General features: G+C 36.0%; 19 protein-coding genes. 4 read left to right on the top strand and 15 right to left on the bottom strand.

Going from position 1 to position 15716, the window contains the following annotated elements:
- From BAQ49_RS23805 to BAQ49_RS23765, 9 genes are all read right to left on the bottom strand, one after another.
- The coding region (locus BAQ49_RS23805) for a Cna B-type domain-containing protein (RefSeq protein ID WP_244159140.1) at positions 1-1553 on the bottom strand (1553 nt) is incomplete at its 3' end.
- A gap of 418 nt (positions 1554-1971) precedes the next feature.
- On the bottom strand, positions 1972-2508 hold the full coding sequence (locus tag BAQ49_RS23800; protein ID WP_071747320.1) for a TetR/AcrR family transcriptional regulator: 537 nt from the start codon (positions 2506-2508) through the stop codon (positions 1972-1974).
- Between the two features lie 338 nt (positions 2509-2846).
- Positions 2847-3113 carry a CPCC family cysteine-rich protein gene (locus BAQ49_RS23795; protein WP_071747319.1) on the bottom strand — a complete coding sequence of 89 codons (267 nt, stop codon included), beginning with the start codon at positions 3111-3113 and terminating at the stop codon, positions 2847-2849.
- Complete coding sequence (locus tag BAQ49_RS23790; protein WP_071747318.1) at positions 3110-3571, bottom strand: hypothetical protein; 462 nt, start codon at positions 3569-3571, stop codon at positions 3110-3112. Before BAQ49_RS23790 ends, BAQ49_RS23795 begins: the two co-directional genes overlap by 4 nt.
- Positions 3572-3739: 168 nt before the next feature.
- Entirely contained in the window at positions 3740-4393 is a 654-nt protein-coding gene (locus BAQ49_RS23785) for a DUF975 family protein (RefSeq protein WP_071747317.1), read from the bottom strand.
- A gap of 200 nt (positions 4394-4593) precedes the next feature.
- The gene (locus tag BAQ49_RS23780; RefSeq protein WP_071747316.1) at positions 4594-6036 is read right to left on the bottom strand and encodes a PH domain-containing protein; all 1443 of its coding nucleotides are present in this window, start codon (positions 6034-6036) and stop codon (positions 4594-4596) included.
- Positions 6029-6505, bottom strand: a complete 477-nt coding sequence (locus tag BAQ49_RS23775; RefSeq protein ID WP_071747315.1) for a PH domain-containing protein — start codon at positions 6503-6505, stop codon at positions 6029-6031. Before BAQ49_RS23775 ends, BAQ49_RS23780 begins: the two co-directional genes overlap by 8 nt.
- Before the next feature lie 83 nt (positions 6506-6588).
- Positions 6589-6759, bottom strand: a complete 171-nt coding sequence (locus tag BAQ49_RS33135; RefSeq protein WP_071747314.1) for a hypothetical protein — start codon at positions 6757-6759, stop codon at positions 6589-6591.
- 2 nt (positions 6760-6761) lie between these two features.
- Positions 6762-7343 carry a TetR/AcrR family transcriptional regulator gene (locus BAQ49_RS23765; RefSeq protein ID WP_071747313.1) on the bottom strand — a complete coding sequence of 194 codons (582 nt, stop codon included), beginning with the start codon at positions 7341-7343 and terminating at the stop codon, positions 6762-6764.
- A gap of 136 nt (positions 7344-7479) precedes the next feature.
- Here BAQ49_RS23765 and BAQ49_RS31720 point away from each other — a divergent pair, with 136 nt between their 5' ends.
- On the top strand, positions 7480-7632 hold the full coding sequence (locus BAQ49_RS31720) for a sporulation protein YjcZ (protein ID WP_084667551.1): 153 nt from the start codon (positions 7480-7482) through the stop codon (positions 7630-7632).
- A gap of 95 nt (positions 7633-7727) precedes the next feature.
- On the opposite strand, the gene BAQ49_RS23760 is transcribed toward BAQ49_RS31720, so the two are convergent.
- The 3 genes from BAQ49_RS23760 to BAQ49_RS23750 are packed head-to-tail and all read right to left on the bottom strand — an operon-like array spanning position 7728 to position 10581.
- Positions 7728-8429, bottom strand: a complete 702-nt coding sequence (locus BAQ49_RS23760; RefSeq protein WP_071747312.1) for a LutC/YkgG family protein — start codon at positions 8427-8429, stop codon at positions 7728-7730.
- Positions 8410-9840, bottom strand: coding sequence for a LutB/LldF family L-lactate oxidation iron-sulfur protein (locus BAQ49_RS23755; RefSeq protein ID WP_071747311.1), 1431 nt, complete (start codon positions 9838-9840; stop codon positions 8410-8412). Before BAQ49_RS23755 ends, BAQ49_RS23760 begins: the two co-directional genes overlap by 20 nt.
- Before the next feature lie 15 nt (positions 9841-9855).
- Complete coding sequence (locus BAQ49_RS23750; protein ID WP_071747310.1) at positions 9856-10581, bottom strand: (Fe-S)-binding protein; 726 nt, start codon at positions 10579-10581, stop codon at positions 9856-9858.
- Between the two features lie 318 nt (positions 10582-10899).
- On the opposite strand from BAQ49_RS23750, the gene BAQ49_RS23745 reads away from it, so the two are divergent.
- Positions 10900-11271 carry a hypothetical protein gene (locus tag BAQ49_RS23745; RefSeq protein WP_071747309.1) on the top strand — a complete coding sequence of 124 codons (372 nt, stop codon included), beginning with the start codon at positions 10900-10902 and terminating at the stop codon, positions 11269-11271.
- 132 nt (positions 11272-11403) lie between these two features.
- Here BAQ49_RS23745 and ecsC read toward each other — a convergent pair whose 3' ends face one another.
- The 3 genes from ecsC to ecsA are packed head-to-tail and all read right to left on the bottom strand — an operon-like array spanning position 11404 to position 14072.
- Complete coding sequence (ecsC, locus tag BAQ49_RS23740) at positions 11404-12111, bottom strand: ecs operon protein EcsC (protein ID WP_071747308.1); 708 nt, start codon at positions 12109-12111, stop codon at positions 11404-11406.
- A 13-nt stretch (positions 12112-12124) separates the two neighbouring features.
- Positions 12125-13336 carry an ABC transporter permease gene (locus BAQ49_RS23735; protein WP_071747307.1) on the bottom strand — a complete coding sequence of 404 codons (1212 nt, stop codon included), beginning with the start codon at positions 13334-13336 and terminating at the stop codon, positions 12125-12127.
- Positions 13329-14072, bottom strand: a complete 744-nt coding sequence (gene ecsA, locus BAQ49_RS23730) for an ABC transporter ATP-binding protein EcsA (RefSeq protein WP_001292616.1) — start codon at positions 14070-14072, stop codon at positions 13329-13331. Before ecsA ends, BAQ49_RS23735 begins: the two co-directional genes overlap by 8 nt.
- Positions 14073-14634: 562 nt before the next feature.
- Here ecsA and BAQ49_RS23725 point away from each other — a divergent pair.
- Positions 14635-15069 (top strand): HIT family protein, encoded by a 435-nt coding sequence (locus BAQ49_RS23725; protein ID WP_001016832.1) that lies wholly within the window; start codon positions 14635-14637, stop codon positions 15067-15069.
- Between the two features lie 210 nt (positions 15070-15279).
- Positions 15280-15642, top strand: coding sequence for a YtxH domain-containing protein (locus BAQ49_RS23720; protein ID WP_000030296.1), 363 nt, complete (start codon positions 15280-15282; stop codon positions 15640-15642).
- Positions 15643-15716: the final 74 nt, after the last annotated feature.

The raw sequence follows: 15716 nt of genomic DNA, 5'->3' as shown, positions 1-15716 counted from the left end.
TTACCGAACTTATTGTTGTAGTCTTCCCAGACTTTCTTACCACTCAGTTCTGTTGTTTCTGTATTTTTGTAAATGTTTGTAATCGTTGTTCCTTCTACTTTTGTTTCGTAGCCATCAACTTTTACTTCATTTACTGTGTACGTGTACGCATTTCCTTGTTCATCGTACTTTGGTAGATCTTTAAAGCTGAAAGTCCAGTTGCCTTCTTTATCAGCTTTCACTTCTTCTGTTTTGAACTCTTTACCATTTTGAAGCAATTGAACTGTGATGCTTTCTGGACGTGTGTTGAACTTGTTGTTGTTGTCATTCCACATCTTCGTTCCTGAAACAGATATAGTTTTCACTTTATTTGGAATATCCAGTTCGACTCCATTTTCATCATCTGATTTTATTTCAAACTCTACTTTTTTCTGCGGATCGAAATCAATATAGTCTGGAGCTGAAACCTCTTGCACATAATATTTGCCTGGTGATAATTGAGGAGTTTCAACTATCCCTTTTTCATTTGTTTTATATTCGCCCCCAACTTGTTCACCAGACTCTTTATACAACTTAAACGAAACATTCGGGATTACTTTTTCTTTATTTCCTTCAATATGCTTAACAATTTTCAGCTTTCCTTTTGGAACCTTGTTACCAGTAGCACCACCACCAGCTGTCATATTTTCGACTGGATGAGTACCCGACTCAGTAACTGGTTCTTTGTTTAGAACTTGGTAATCAATCGTATAATCATTCTTAAAAAACTCTTGCTTCTTTCCGGCTTCCGTTATAGTAGATGTATAACCAATCGAAAAGGCGGCAAGACGTGCTTTATCCTTATTAAGCATAACTTTAAATGATCTGTCACCAGTAAAGGTAATCGTTCCGTAACCTTGCTTTTCAAACTCTTGTAGCGTTAAATATCGATTACCTAGATAATTATCTACACTTATATAGAAACTATCCTTATTAAGTGTTTGACCTTCCTGTAAATTATCAGTCACAACAATATCACGACTTAACTCTTCTTTATTTAAATTTATATTCAAGAACCAACGTACTTCATTGTCCTTACCTGAGTTCATATCACCAGTTTTATAAAAAAACGGTGGCTTTCCAGGATCTGTGCCACCACCACTACTTGGACCGGTAATTGTTACAGACTGCTTATCTACAGTTGTACCGAAATTAGTTTCAATCTCTTTCTTTTGATCCGTTCCTACATTAGTAGCTTCCACGAAAAAGTTTAAATACCCTTGAATATTTTCATATGTATCCACTTTATCATTAAATGTACATACCACAGTACCTGCTGTAACTTTACAAGTGCCATAGTCATTTAATGGAAACTCTCTATCTAATCCTTTTAATTCTGGAGGCAGTGTTAATGTTAGTGTGTCTCCAGGCTTCAGCCTAAGTCCATCTTTTTCACTGAAGTTTACAGTTACTTTAGTCCGTTCTGTGGTACTTAGATTTGTTTTACCAATCTGAAAACTATCCACAAGTCCTGCTGTATTTAACTCTTGTGCATTTGCTATTATAGGTAAAAGACTTTGACCTATAGTAAACATAAAAATCATTATAATCGAAAAAATCGAAGTTATTCTTTTTAAATACATACGTTACCCTCCCTATAAAATTCAATGTTTCTAGGTTCTGGTACAAACATACTATGAAAAAAGTTCTACTCTTCAATGCCATTAAACTATTTTACTTACATATACTTGATAGCTATTACTATCTTTTTCTATTTTTTCAACCTTTCTATTGCATAAAATAAGCTTTGCGGCCTATCCTTTCGAATAGTGTGCTAAAAATATTTTCTAGTCTTTTTTGTTTTTCTTTTTCCATTTGCACCAAATGTTACTATACCGTCTGGACGGTTATAATTCAACACTCCATACTATTGTTCTATTATTCTGTCAAAAAAAATCACCACTGGATTAAATAGACCAATGGTGATTTTTTTCATTCTATAGTTTATATATTCTATTTATAGGAAGCATTAATAAGAGCTTGAATCACTTTTTCTCTTAATTCAGAACTTAGTCTTCCGATCCCTAAATATTCCGAATACCATAATCCATCAGCTGCTAATCTAATAATTGTGGCACAAACAGAATCCATTTCATCATTTTCTATTTTAGTTTGCAATTGCTGAAATGATTGTTGTAATGGCTCAAGTAATTCAGGTTTTAGCATTAATGCAGCCATCATACTACTACACAACTCTTCTGTTCTTTTCTCATTCTTTAATCTTTCCTCTACAAAAGAACGAACCCACCTTCCTTTTTTCTCTAAGTCTTCCGCTACTTTATTGTGAATAGCACCTTGATACTCCTCCGTTCTTTTGAGTATCATACCCTCTATTAAAGCTTCTTTATTTGAAAAGTGATATAACAATCCACCTTTACTTATACCTGCCTCTTTTGCTACTGCTTCTAAAGTTAGTTTAGCAACCCCTTTATATTGCACAATTTGAGAAGCGGCAGCTAAAATTTTTTGCCGTGTTATGCCCGTGTTCATTCCTTTTTAAAACCCCTTTTCTACTAAATTTATATAAATACGAATCTTATTTTTAATATTGTTGAGTACTACTAAGTATTTCCTTTATACAACAAAGGCTTCATTACCTTTGAATTGTTAGTTGATTCTTCTATTAAAAATTTCCATATCATTCAATATGATAACATCAAACATACAACGTTGACTATACATCTATACTTTCATATTCATTCCTAATATATCCATTAATAAAATTTACCGATTTAGTCTTTCTTATTACTTTATAAGACGGCAGTAATTCTTTCAGCACTAAATTAAAAATGTTATTCCTCCTGTTGAACTGAGGAATAACATTTTACTTAACAAATTTGCTTCCAACTAGCATCCTTCACATCTTCACTAGTCGGCTTTCTAACTGATTTCACAAAACATTCCTCGCAAGCACCAAATGCAATGAAATTTTTCTGTGCTTTTCTTAGCGAAGCTTCATTTGCCCCGCCTTCAAAGTCAGGATCGTTAAATTGAACTTCATCATCTTCCCAATAACATATATTACAAATTTCATATGTACCTGGTGGCTCTTCTTCTAATGTTCTATATCCGCAACATGGACATGTATATTTCATTTTATCACTCCATTATTAACTTGTTTTTTCTCCCATATATTCCGACCCACAAAGAATGTAACAGCGCAAATCATAGTTATCCCTATGAAATACATCATTTCAAGAGTACGAACTTCTTCATATGCAGCTGGAACTCCTACTATTACAGACAAAAAGATAAAAACAATACTAAAAGCTAAAAGTAGATATAATAATAAAGATATAATATAGCTTAATTTAAATCGTAAAATGATACCTCTAAATAATAACTCTCCAAGAAGACATCCACCTAAAATAATAGGTACTCCGAAATACAATGTAAGGACTCCCATTTGCGAAGTAGATTGAATTACCTTTCCAAGTATGTTCGGCGAAGTCATCTCATCATTTTTTCCTATCCTATCATATAAATCAAGTGCCGTTGCTGAAATAAAGAAACTTAATATAGAAAATGAGTACGGAATTAAAAATTTGCTCACTCTCATTCACCTCACTTTTTTCTTTACCTATATTATTCATTATTTCCTATCATTTTCATATAAGAAAATGATAGGAAATAATGAAATATAGATGGAAGAATTTCTATATAAAAAAACCTAAACCATCCGCTCCCTATGTTCTTTAGGAGAGATGGTTTAGGTTTTTTATTAGAAAGTAGTACCTTCTTTTTTATAATATTCTTTTGAAATCTCTTCATAAAATGCTGCCGATGTTGCGTAGAAATAAGGCGCCAACCATAAGAAACCGATTCCTATAGTAAGAATACTTAAAATGAACCAGCCAATGAAGCTTAAGCATAGTAAAAAGTAATCCATTTTATGCCCATCCATCATACGGCGACTTTCAGTAATTGCTTGATTCGCTGTGTATTCTGGGTGATCATTCAAAATAAAGTACGTCATAGCATAAGAAAATGATTTAATAATTCCCGGAATAATAAGAAGTAATGTCCATAGAATCAAGTATACATACATTAGTAAATATGTTAAAAATGCCTTCATAAATTTACTTCCGTCGCTAAACCATCTAAATAAATGACCAATGCGAGCACTATTCCCACGGATTGCATTTAAAACAAGATAATAGGCACCTATTGTTAACGGACCGATAACAAGCATTGCAATAATACTTACTGTAAGCGAATCACTTGCTTCTTCCCAACCCCAAAACATCGAAAAAACACCTGTGACTAGAAGTTCCACAGCTCCAATAAGAATTCCAAGTAATAGTGTTGCACCTACCGCTAATCCCCATTTTCCTTTTAATGCATCAAGTGCTTCTCTTTTCAACTGACTTATCATATATAACCTCCTAATATTATTTCTATATTAGTATACCATTTATATCAAAAATTCCACAGATTTTCCTGAAATAGAAGTATACTACTTTTTTTGATATGTATTGATATATGTGCGCTGTAGCTGTACTAATATATGGATGAAGTCACTCATTTTCCTATAACAAAAAAGCTTACCTTTCATAATAGGCAAGCCTTTTCAAATTAATTCTCACTTATTCTCTTCTTATACCAATCCTGCATTCTCTCCGCATCTTCTACTCTCGTATGCTCTAGTTTATAATTCGATGATGCACTAGAAAACGTATACGTACATAAATCCGCCCGGCGCTGGAAATATGATTGTGTTTTTTCAATTGATTGGACGTGTCTTCTTCTTACAAGTCCTGTATGTTTCCCAATACTACGATGTATAATCGTAATTTGCTCTCCGTTTACACTGTAACCATTTGTTTTAAATGTTGCATATCCAAGTGTAAAGATGAGGATCGCGAGCGGAATTAACGCCCACATGATGAAATACTTTTCAAAGTATATACTTATTCCAGTAAGCGGGATTGCAAGCATGGCAAAGAAGATGAAACTATCAATAAGATAGCGGCGCAATGCTGCTTTTGGTAATGAAATAATATTTGCGTTCAATTCGTATGGTAATTGTAAATGGGCGAGTAACTGTTGCACGCGATCTTTTCGAATGATAGGATGCAGTGTAACTTTTTCCTCTTTTCCCTCACTTTGAATGACTTCTACTTGCACAGCACAATAACCGAATGGTTGGCGTAAAATACTTTCTTTTATCGTAATACCTTGAATACGATGTAACTTTAGTACGAGTTCTTTTTTCTCAAGTAATCCTTGCGAAATGCGGACTTCATCATTTCTTCGATTCACTGTGAAATCTCCATGTTTTAACGCATAACCAATTGTCGATATAATCCAAGAAATAACTAGTAAAATAGCTACCATGTAAATCCATCCATATATATCGTGGTCCATTACATATGACTCTACGCTATTTTTGATCCATTTCGGAATATACTCATCCACTTGGTTATAAACGAAAAATATTAAAGAGAATAATAATCCAAATTGACCAGATGTAATAGACGCTAATAAAATTTCTTTCCAAGTTAACTTGTATTCTGTCGCTTGTGTTTCCTCTGTCATGATTTCTTTTTCTACTGCATGTTCTGCAGATTCATCTAACGTTGCTTCTACTTTCACTTCTGGAGTCGGCTCATTTAGTAAGGAAATAAGCTCCTTTGCCTCATCTTCCGTAATACCAGCTAAGCTCACTTCTGCGTCGTCGTCTCCGCCAGCTGTTTCGATTTGAATTTTCTTTAAACCGAGCATTTGATATAGTACGTTAGAACTTGTATTAATTGTTTGGACACGCTCTTTATTTAAGTAGCTCTCCTTCTTCACAAAAAGCCCTTGTTTCACATGTAATACGTTATTTTCAACCCAGTATGTTGTGTAATACCATTTTTCAAACGCTGAAAAAACGGTGAGTAAACCGAATCCAGCGGGAATTAAATACCAAAATGGGAACTTTCCGTTTAAGCTAAACATGAAAATAATGAGTGGTATAAAATCTGTTATTTTTAATTCTAATAACATCGTAATGGGATGCTGCCTCTTATACATCCTCATCACTCACTTTCGCTAATTCTGCGATTCTCGTTTTTAACATTTCCGCTTCATACATCGTTAAGCCTGGAATGCTATGAGAAGTTGCTGCTGTTGAAATGTGTAATTCTGCTAGGCCATATTTTCTCATAATCGGACCTTGTTCAATCGTAACATGCTGCACACGAATCATCGGCACTAATACACGTTTTACAACGAATAGACCGTGCTGAATTTCAAGCTCTTCTTCGTTTAGTTGATAGCTGTAATAACGCTGACGTAGTTTCGGGAATAAGAAGTACTCAAATGGTGCTAGCGCAACCGTTAATCCGATTAACACGTACAAAATCCATGCCCACCAATCAAACTTTATCATGAGGAAAAGGTAAGCTAAAATGACGAGAATACCGATTCCTTCTTCAATTACAGCACGAACTTTCCACACCTTGACCATATCAGGGTGAATTTCATTTTTCAATGGATCCATGTAACCACTCCAAATCTATTAATCTAATATATGAATTCTCTCAAACTATATTTTACATAACTTTACATAAAATTGAAATTTTATTATTTATCCGCTTTTTTTTCAGGAATAAAATATCCGAACCAAAGTAACCACACGAAACCGATTAATACAAACCAACCTTTATCCGCTTGAAAAGCCTCAATCATACCTGGAATTTTATAAATCCCAATGAATCCAAGAAAACCGAGCCACCAGTTTTTTTGCATTTTCACCTTTATTCCTCCTTCATAACGTTTTTCACATTTTGAATCCAAATTTCTTTATACTTTAAATCGAATCCTATTAATATGTAATTACTCATATTATCAATAACGAGCGCTAACGTATGCGCGTTTTCTTCTGTTGCATGTTGTGACACAACACCAAGTCTCGCGCCTTGCTTCAATAAATCGTGGAATCCATTTAAGAAATCTTCTTGTATTTCAAATAAGCGTTTCTGATACTTTTCATTTCGCGTCGCAGTTACGATGAATTCATTTATAATGCGTAATATACCTTCTTGACCTCTATACTCCGACAACATATGTAAACCATCTGCAATTAACTTTTCTTCAAAGTTTTCTTTCGTATATTGGTCTTTATCGAAGTAACTCACGAAATGATATCCAGAAAAAATCTCTTCAAATAAAAAATCCACTAACGCTTCTTTAGACGGAAAATGATAATAAATAGCTGGCTTTGATATACCTACTTCTTTCGCAATCATGGAGAGACTCATCTTTTCAATACCATGCTCTGCCATTAGTTTAAATGATGCCTCTACAATGTGCTTCGATGTTTGTAAATTTTTTGTCATACTGTACCTCACTTGTTTTTACTTACCGGTCGGTAAGTGAATTGTAAAATGAAACGGAATGATTTGCAAGGAACTTCTTGATAAATCTAGAAAAGTATAAAGTAAAACAACATATAACAATAAGGAGGACATTTATATGGGACTTGGTGGTAAAGGCGGTAGCGGCGGAACTGGTGGCGGTGAAGCTGGACAAGCTGGTAAGAGCGTTAGTAGCGGCTACATATTACTCATTGTGCTCTTTATCATATTAATCGTAGCTGGAGTCAGCTATAGTGGACTTGGTCTTTAACTTTCACCAGTAATGTTCGCAAAATAGAAAGCACTGGCTATATTAACGGCCAGTGCTTTCTATTTTCAGCATTCTTCTACATCATGTGTGTTTCATTATTGATCATCCACAATAATATAAGCTGTTCTAATTGGCCCATGCACACCTACGACAAGGTTCATTTCAATATCTGCGCTATTTGACGGACCAGAAACGAAGTTCACACAAGCCGGCAGGTTTTCTCCCGCTTTACTTTGATCATGAATCAGTTTTGTAGCTTGGGTTAACCTTGGTACGATCGTACTTTTAGGAACGATTGCAATATATGACTCTGGAAGCAAACTAACATGCCTTCCTTTTAACCCGTCATTAAAAAGCACAACGGTTCCTGATTCCGCTAGAGTCATATCACTGAACGTAATGCCAAGGTCAGCAGCTTTCGCAAATTTTATGTCCTCTTCTTTATCATCTAATCCCCATGCACGAAAATGTGTTGTACCTTCATTTTTGAAAAATGGAGTAAGACCATACTCATTAAAGCGCTCATCATTCGCATACATAGCAGATTTGATATTCCAATCTTTTATAAAAGACCCCAATGTTTCAACAAGATTTTCCTTTGTTGTTCGCTTTACTTCTGTATGAATGACTTCACAGTGTTCTATTAACTGTAATACAAGTTCTTCTTGCGAAAGTCCGCTAAAAACATTCCACTGCGGGGCAAAAGACCATTTCGGCTTTTCCACTGTCTCTGGACGTTTCCTACCAAGCTTTTCTGATAATTGGAGTAAAAATTCCTCACGATTTTGGATGGCCATCATCGTTCTCCTTTACGTGTTTTTCAAACCACTCTCGAAACGGTTGTTTTTTCGGGACTGGAAAATCTCTCGCGTCCGTCCAATCTTTTAACGGCCCAATGCCGCGCTCGATTTTATCTCCTTTTGCGAGAGGTTTTAATGCATACGGAGCGCTCTTCGCAGCAAAAGAAAATAATCTAGGACTCTTCACCACTTTTTCAAAACCTTTCATAGCTACGTTCCAAGCTACAGGCGATTGTTTTTCTTCTACGATGCGGCTGCGATGTTTAATTAATAAGTCGTGTAACGGGATTTTCACTGGACACGCTTCTGTACAAGCTCCACAAAGGCTAGATGCATAAGGTAAATCCTTATATTCATCATATCCCCCTAAAAGCGGTGTCAACACAGCTCCAATCGGTCCTGGATAAATAGAGCCGTATGCATGTCCACCAATATGCCTGTATACAGGACACACATTAATACATGCCGCGCAACGAATGCACTGAAGGACACTTTGGAATTCTGTTCCTACAATATCGGAACGACCATTATCAACAATGACTAAATGGAATTCCTCAGGTCCATCTGTTCCGCCGGGCTCTGTTAACCCTGTAATATAACTTGTTAACTTTTGTCCTACAGAACTTCGGCATAGAAGTGTGACTAAAACATCAAGCTCTTCCCATGTCGGAACAATACGTTCCATCCCCATAACTGTAATCAACGTTTTTGGAAGTGTCGTAGTAAGTCTTGCATTTCCTTCGTTCGCTACGATAGAAATCGATCCAGACTCTGCAACAGCAAAGTTACATCCAGTCACCCCTATATCCGCTGCAAAAAAATCATCACGTAAATAATCTCTTACAAACCTCGCCATTTCCGTAGGATCAGATGTTCCAGTGTAATTTAACTTTGTTTTAAATATTTCACAAATGTGTTCTTTATCCTTGTGAAGACACGGGACAACAATATGCGAGGGAGGATCATGGTCATTCACTTGTAGAATAAATTCAGCAAGATCTGTTTCTAAAACTTCCGCCCCAGTTTCTTCAATCGCTTCATTTAAACTAATCTCTTCTGTTACCATCGATTTTGATTTCACAATTTTTTTCGCATTTTTCTTTTTTACAATCTCTTTTACATATTCCCTTGCGTCTTCTGCAGTCTTTGCGAAATAAACAAAACCACCGTTTTTCTCAATATTTTCACTTAGCTGATGTAAATAATAATCAAGGTTTTCTAATGTATGCTTTCGAATTTCTTCTCCTAAAGCTCGCCATTCCTCCCAGTTCCCAAGACTCTCAGTCGCTTTTAATTTCTTGACTCTAAGACCATCTTGCGCTTTCCTGACAGCCTGTCGCATAAATTTATCCCCAATGCCTGTTTCAGTACGCTTATGAAAGGGATCGTTCCCAATTTTCATTCCCATCTCTTTATCCCCCTCTTATTTTCGATCTTCATTTAATACTTGAGCAATATGTTTTACATCAATTGGATAACCATTACGTGTTAAACGTCCTTTTATATTCATTAAGCAGCTACAATCCATCCCAATTAATAAGTCCGCACCGGTTTCCATAATATGCTTTACTTTTTCCTCAACCATTTGCTCAGAGATTTCTGGCATTTTCACCGAGAATGTCCCTCCAAATCCGCAGCAATCATAATTATGCGGCAGTGAAACAACTTCCAATCCCTTTACACATTTTAATAATTTTTGCGGCGGTTCTTTAATCCCCATTAATCGGCTCATATGACAAGATGTATGAACTGTTGCTTTTTTATGAAGCACCGCACCTAAGTCTTCTTTCCCTAATACTTCAACGAGAAATTGTGTAAATTCATACGTTTTATTCGCAAGTTCAGTCGCTTTTTTCTTCCATTCAGCTTCACTTTCAGAAAACAAGCTAGAAAACTCGTGAACCATCATAGCGCAAGATCCCGACGGCGCCACAACATATTCTGAACTAGCAAAGGCTTCAATCATATGTTTTGCAGCTGTTTTTGTTTCTTTCACATACCCGCTATTATAAGCAGGTTGTCCGCAGCAAGTTTGAGTTTTCGGAAAATCGACTTCACACCCTAAATCTTCAAGAATTTCCACAACATCTCTCCCTACTTCTGGATAAAAAATATCTGCAACACAAGTGATAAAAATTGATACTTTCATATTTTGCACCCCTAAATACAGTAAAGTAAGCTCAAGTAACTTTATTTGTATATTATTGGTAAAAAAATAAAAAATATGAATAAAAATATAAAAAAAGTGATTGAGGACTATCTCAATCACTAAATGCCAAAGTCGGAACAAACAAAGCTCTTGCTTCTGCAAGTGTGTCAACGAGCGAACTTTGATACTGTCTCTTCTTTGAGATGTGTATGAGCCAATCCCGAAATATCGTATATTGATATATCTTAGTGTGAAGAAGGGATATGTGTCAGGGCGTGGAATATAGAAGTATCTATGCGATGAAGGGAGTTTTGCATCTTGAAGAAACAAATCGGCATGATTGTATCTGCATTCACTTGCGTATCCATCCTTTTAAGCGGTTGTGGAACAACAAAAACCAACGAAACCCCGAAAACAGAAACGGTACAAACGACAAAGGATGTAAGGGAATTGGTTTGGAACTCGTTATCGCAAGCAGAGAAAGATGAAGTAGATGGCAGTTGGAAAGATGCCAAAGTCAGCAAGGTAATAGCGGATGCAACCAAATATCAACTCGATGATGCGTCATTCAAAGGAAAAGAAGTAACACTCGTTACCATTCCGGCTAAACAGCGAGAGTTGTTAGGCGATATAAATAGACTCGTGGACGAACCATCAGGTAAGGTCATAGGAAGTTCGATGAGGAAGTAGGAACGAAGAGGGGTAAAGCCCCTCTTCGTTTTTGCATCAAAAGCAACACTATCTACGAAAACAGCCAAAATAATAAATAGAAAAGCCTCCTAAATTACACATTTAAGAGGCTTTCTTTTTTGATAAAACAAATTAATTTCTATTAAGCAATCGCATACGATAACAATTCATCGTCACTTCCCCAAGCCTTTGCAGTAATTGATAGTTCGCATACGCGCCGACCGGGGCACCGATTACTGGTACGAGCTGCAGCATCTTCGCTAAATCGATATAGTCTCGGTACTCTGTTTGGAACTTTTCCCAGTCCATATGATTTTCTTCTTCTGTATCCCACGTTTCAATTGCTTTCCATACTTCTTTTCGGTGGTCGTCACTTGAAAAAGCAAGTTGGAACACGTGAAGGATAAAGAGGCGTTCTTCTTTGTTACTCGTATCAAATCCATACAATGTTGCTGCATCGAATAAAAATTTTATTTTAATCGTAAGTAAAAGCGGGAAATCAGCAAGACCAAGAAGAATACCACCAGCTCCCGTACCTGCTCCTTCTGCTGCTGCTATTTTTTTGTACTCATCCATTTTTTTACGGACTTCATCATCACGTCTTTGCAGTGACCAGTTCGTCTCTTTTAATTTCGGCTTTATAAAATTTGATCCGGCACTAATCGTTTGCACCATCATCCGAATCGTTTCTGTTAATACTTTTTGTACTTTCGCCGGAATGAGCTGTTGTACTTTCGTCTGCACTTTTTTTGAGAACCGTGTCATCATAGAAGAATCTTTCATGAATGTAGCTTTCCACTGCTCCAATTCTTTTATAACCTTCTCTTCATACGTAATCATAGGTTCATTCCTTTCAGTTTAAACGCTCAATGCGCTTCGCACTGTATCGATAAACGAAACCAATACTAAATAATATGCTTACTACAGATAAAATGCCGGTCATAATGAAATCTTTCGTCGCAAGTGCAAATAAAATTGTAAATACAGCACTGCCGATAATAAGAATCGCATTTAATAAAGTAAGAAAATCTTCCTTCTTCTCGTCTTCCTCTACTGGATACAAATCAAGCCAAACTTTCATACGGTGATGTTTCCAAAGGGTTAAGAGCTGGTAACCGATTAAGTATAAGAAAACAAGGCTTACGATAAATCGTCCATATAAAAATGGAGTAAAGTAAAGAATAACTCCTCCAAGAGCGAGCAGGCGCACATATAAGCCAAAATAGTTACCAGATCTTAAAAATGTTCTCGTATATAAGTATAAATATGTACGCTTCTCACCGATCATCGAAAGAATAAAATCAAGCCATTTCCTACGTGATACTCTCTCTTTTAACTCCGGTACATCAACAAACATATTCGCAATGCGGTACAGCAGCATCATTTTTTTACCTTCTTCAGAAATTAAATACTCCCAGTTCAACGGCTTTCCCTTCACCTTTTGATGCATAACAGCAAGGTATAGCACCATTAAAAAGACAATTACACCAGTAAAAATGACTGAAGTACGTTCTACAAGGAAATACACAAATAATCCATTTAAGATAAAACGAATGAACCAATCTGTTTTTTGAACGCTTTGATCTGTTAAAAATGATTTTTCCCACGCAACGAATAAATTCCACGCTTTTACAATGACGAATGCGAGTACAATCCATATGTAAGCCGCTCCTGTTTGTTTCATTTGCTGGAAATATAACGGGGCAAGCGCAGCCGCTACGATTGCGATTATGTATAACTGAATCATAAACGTAAAGAGAAATGCCTTTGTAAAGTAAGGCTTTAACTTTTCTTCAACTGACAGCAAATACACGAGGTCCGCTTCTTTTAATAACGTTTGGATGGATCCAGCTGTTAATACGAGGCCAAGTAAGACTGCCATAACGAGCGCTGTCGGAAACGAAGATGTTAACGTTTGTAACCATTGCTGGTAATAATACGCTCCTGCGCCGATGATAAATATGAAAATAAATTTCAAATGATCATTAAATACGTATTTACTATATGTACGAACTTCTTTTAGAAAGTGCCGAAATCGTTCTTTCCATAATGCTGTGCTATTCATAATCTTCTTCCTTTGTTAATGCAATATAAATATCATCTAACGTTGCACCAGGCATGTTAAACCCGGATTGAAGTTCTGATAATGTTCCCATCGCTCTCACTTCACCTTGATGCAAAATAATGAATGAATCACAATAGCGCTCTGCTGTCGCTAAAATATGTGTACTCATTAAAATACCTGCACCACTCTTTTTCATTTGATCCATCATTTGAAGAAGCGATTGAATCGCTAACGGATCAAGCCCAACGAAAGGTTCGTCCACAATGTAAAGGGATGGCTCAACTAAAAATGCACTCATAATCATTACTTTTTGTTTCATCCCTTTTGAGAAATGAGATGGAAACCACTTTAAACGATTTTTCATACGAAATTCTTGTAATAGTTGTCCTACGCGTTCTTCATATTGTTTTTCATCTACACCGTACGCCATCGCTGTTAATTTCAAATGCTCTTCTAACGTTAACTCATCATATAATACTGGCGTTTCTGGAATGAAAGAGAAACTAGAACGGTACGCTGTCATATCATCACGAATTGTTTTCCCGTTAATTGTGACAGTTCCTTTTTTTGGTTCCATTAAACCGATGATATGTTTAATTGTCGTACTTTTACCAGCTCCATTTAAACCGATTAAGCCGACAAGCTCGCCTTTATTAACAGAGAACGAAACATTTTGCAGTACAGGTCGTTTCGTATATCCTCCTGTAACATTTTCTACACGCAATAACTCGCTCATACGACACCACTTTCTTCATTAGTATTCATTCTATATTCATCTTACCAAAAATGGCGCTGTACTACATAGTATCGATGCCTCCAAAAAAAATTTAAATTTATTAGCATATATTTTTACGAAAGCGGACATCATAATTAGTGAGGAAGGAACACATTGAAAAAGCAACCACCAATTGATGAGTATAACAACACAGTGAAGTCATCATGAAATGGGGTGTCCAAGTTGGACAATGAAATTTACACATAACCAGATAATTTGTTTCATTTTCGAAACGGGGTGTCTCCGAAAGAGCATATACTGTTTTAAAAAATAAACAATTTCATTTTAAAAAAAGATTGCAATTCATTTCACTTGAAAATGGGGTGTCTACGGCAGAAACTTTAGCCGATTTACCGTGCATTTCTTAAATAAATGAGGTGTCTGCGAACCGTAAATTATAAAAAATGCTTTTTCAATCCCTCTTCAGAAAACAGGAAGCTGAGTCAGCTTCCTGTTTTTCGTGTTTGTTCTACTATGTAATTATGGTAAAATACGGCTAAGGCTATTTGAAAGGATGAGATCGATGAATCATACAGCGGACAATTGTATTTTTTGTAAAATTATTGACGGGCAAATCCCTTGTTCAAAAGTATACGAAGATGAACATGTGCTTGCATTTTTAGATATTAGTCAAGTAACAAAAGGACATACCCTTGTTATTCCAAAAGTTCACAAACAAGACATTTTTGCGTTAACGCCAGAAATCGCATCACACATTTTTGCTGTCGTTCCAAAAATCGCAAATGCAATGAAAGCAGAATTTAATCCAGTTGGCTTCAACTTGCTTAACAATAACGGCGAGAAAGCTGGACAAACTGTATTCCACTTCCACCTTCATTTAATTCCACGCTACGGTGAAAACGATGGTTTCGGTGCTGTTTGGAAATCACACCAAAATGAATACACTATGGAAAATTTACAAAACATCGCAAGTACAATTGCAAATAGTGTGAAATAGTGCCACTATAATAAGAAGTAATACATAACAAGCCTATCCCTTTGGCATATATACCCTATGGCTTGTTTCTTCACAAAAAATGCCGAGGATATGATTTTTTGTGCATAGCACGTACAAGAGAGAAAAGTTCACTTTTCTTCCTCATGTCTTAAAGATATGCACAGTTTTATACATCATGAATACGAACGAAAAATAAGGAGGTTTCCTTTTATGTCAAAAGCTAAATCCTTTATTACAGGTGTAATTTGCGGCGGAGCAGTTGCTGGACTAGCCGTTCTTTTCTCAACTCCTTCTTCTGGTAAAGCTATGCGCGGTAAGCTGAAAGAAAAAGGAACTGATATTAAAAAGACATTAGCTGATATTACAGCTGATACGAAGTTGTTAAAGCGCCAAATCGTTGAAACTGCTTCAGAAGGTAAAGAAGTATTTCAAGAACTAAAAGACGATATGCAAGACACGCTTTCTAACTGGAAACAAGATATTTCTCAAAACAAACGACATATCGAAAAAGAAATTTTAGACATTCAAAAGTCAATTGAGAAACTACAAGAAGCCGTTCCCGAAAAAGCGTAAACATATTCCTGCTTAGTTTTTTGCATATAACAAATATTTTTTATACGAATTGACCTTGACACGGCATATCACAT

This window comes from Bacillus proteolyticus, from assembly GCF_001884065.1.
In the GTDB taxonomy this organism is placed as follows: domain Bacteria; phylum Bacillota; class Bacilli; order Bacillales; family Bacillaceae_G; genus Bacillus_A; species Bacillus_A proteolyticus.
Note: the sequence above shows the minus strand (reverse complement) of the source record. Positions and strands in the feature narration are given on the sequence as shown.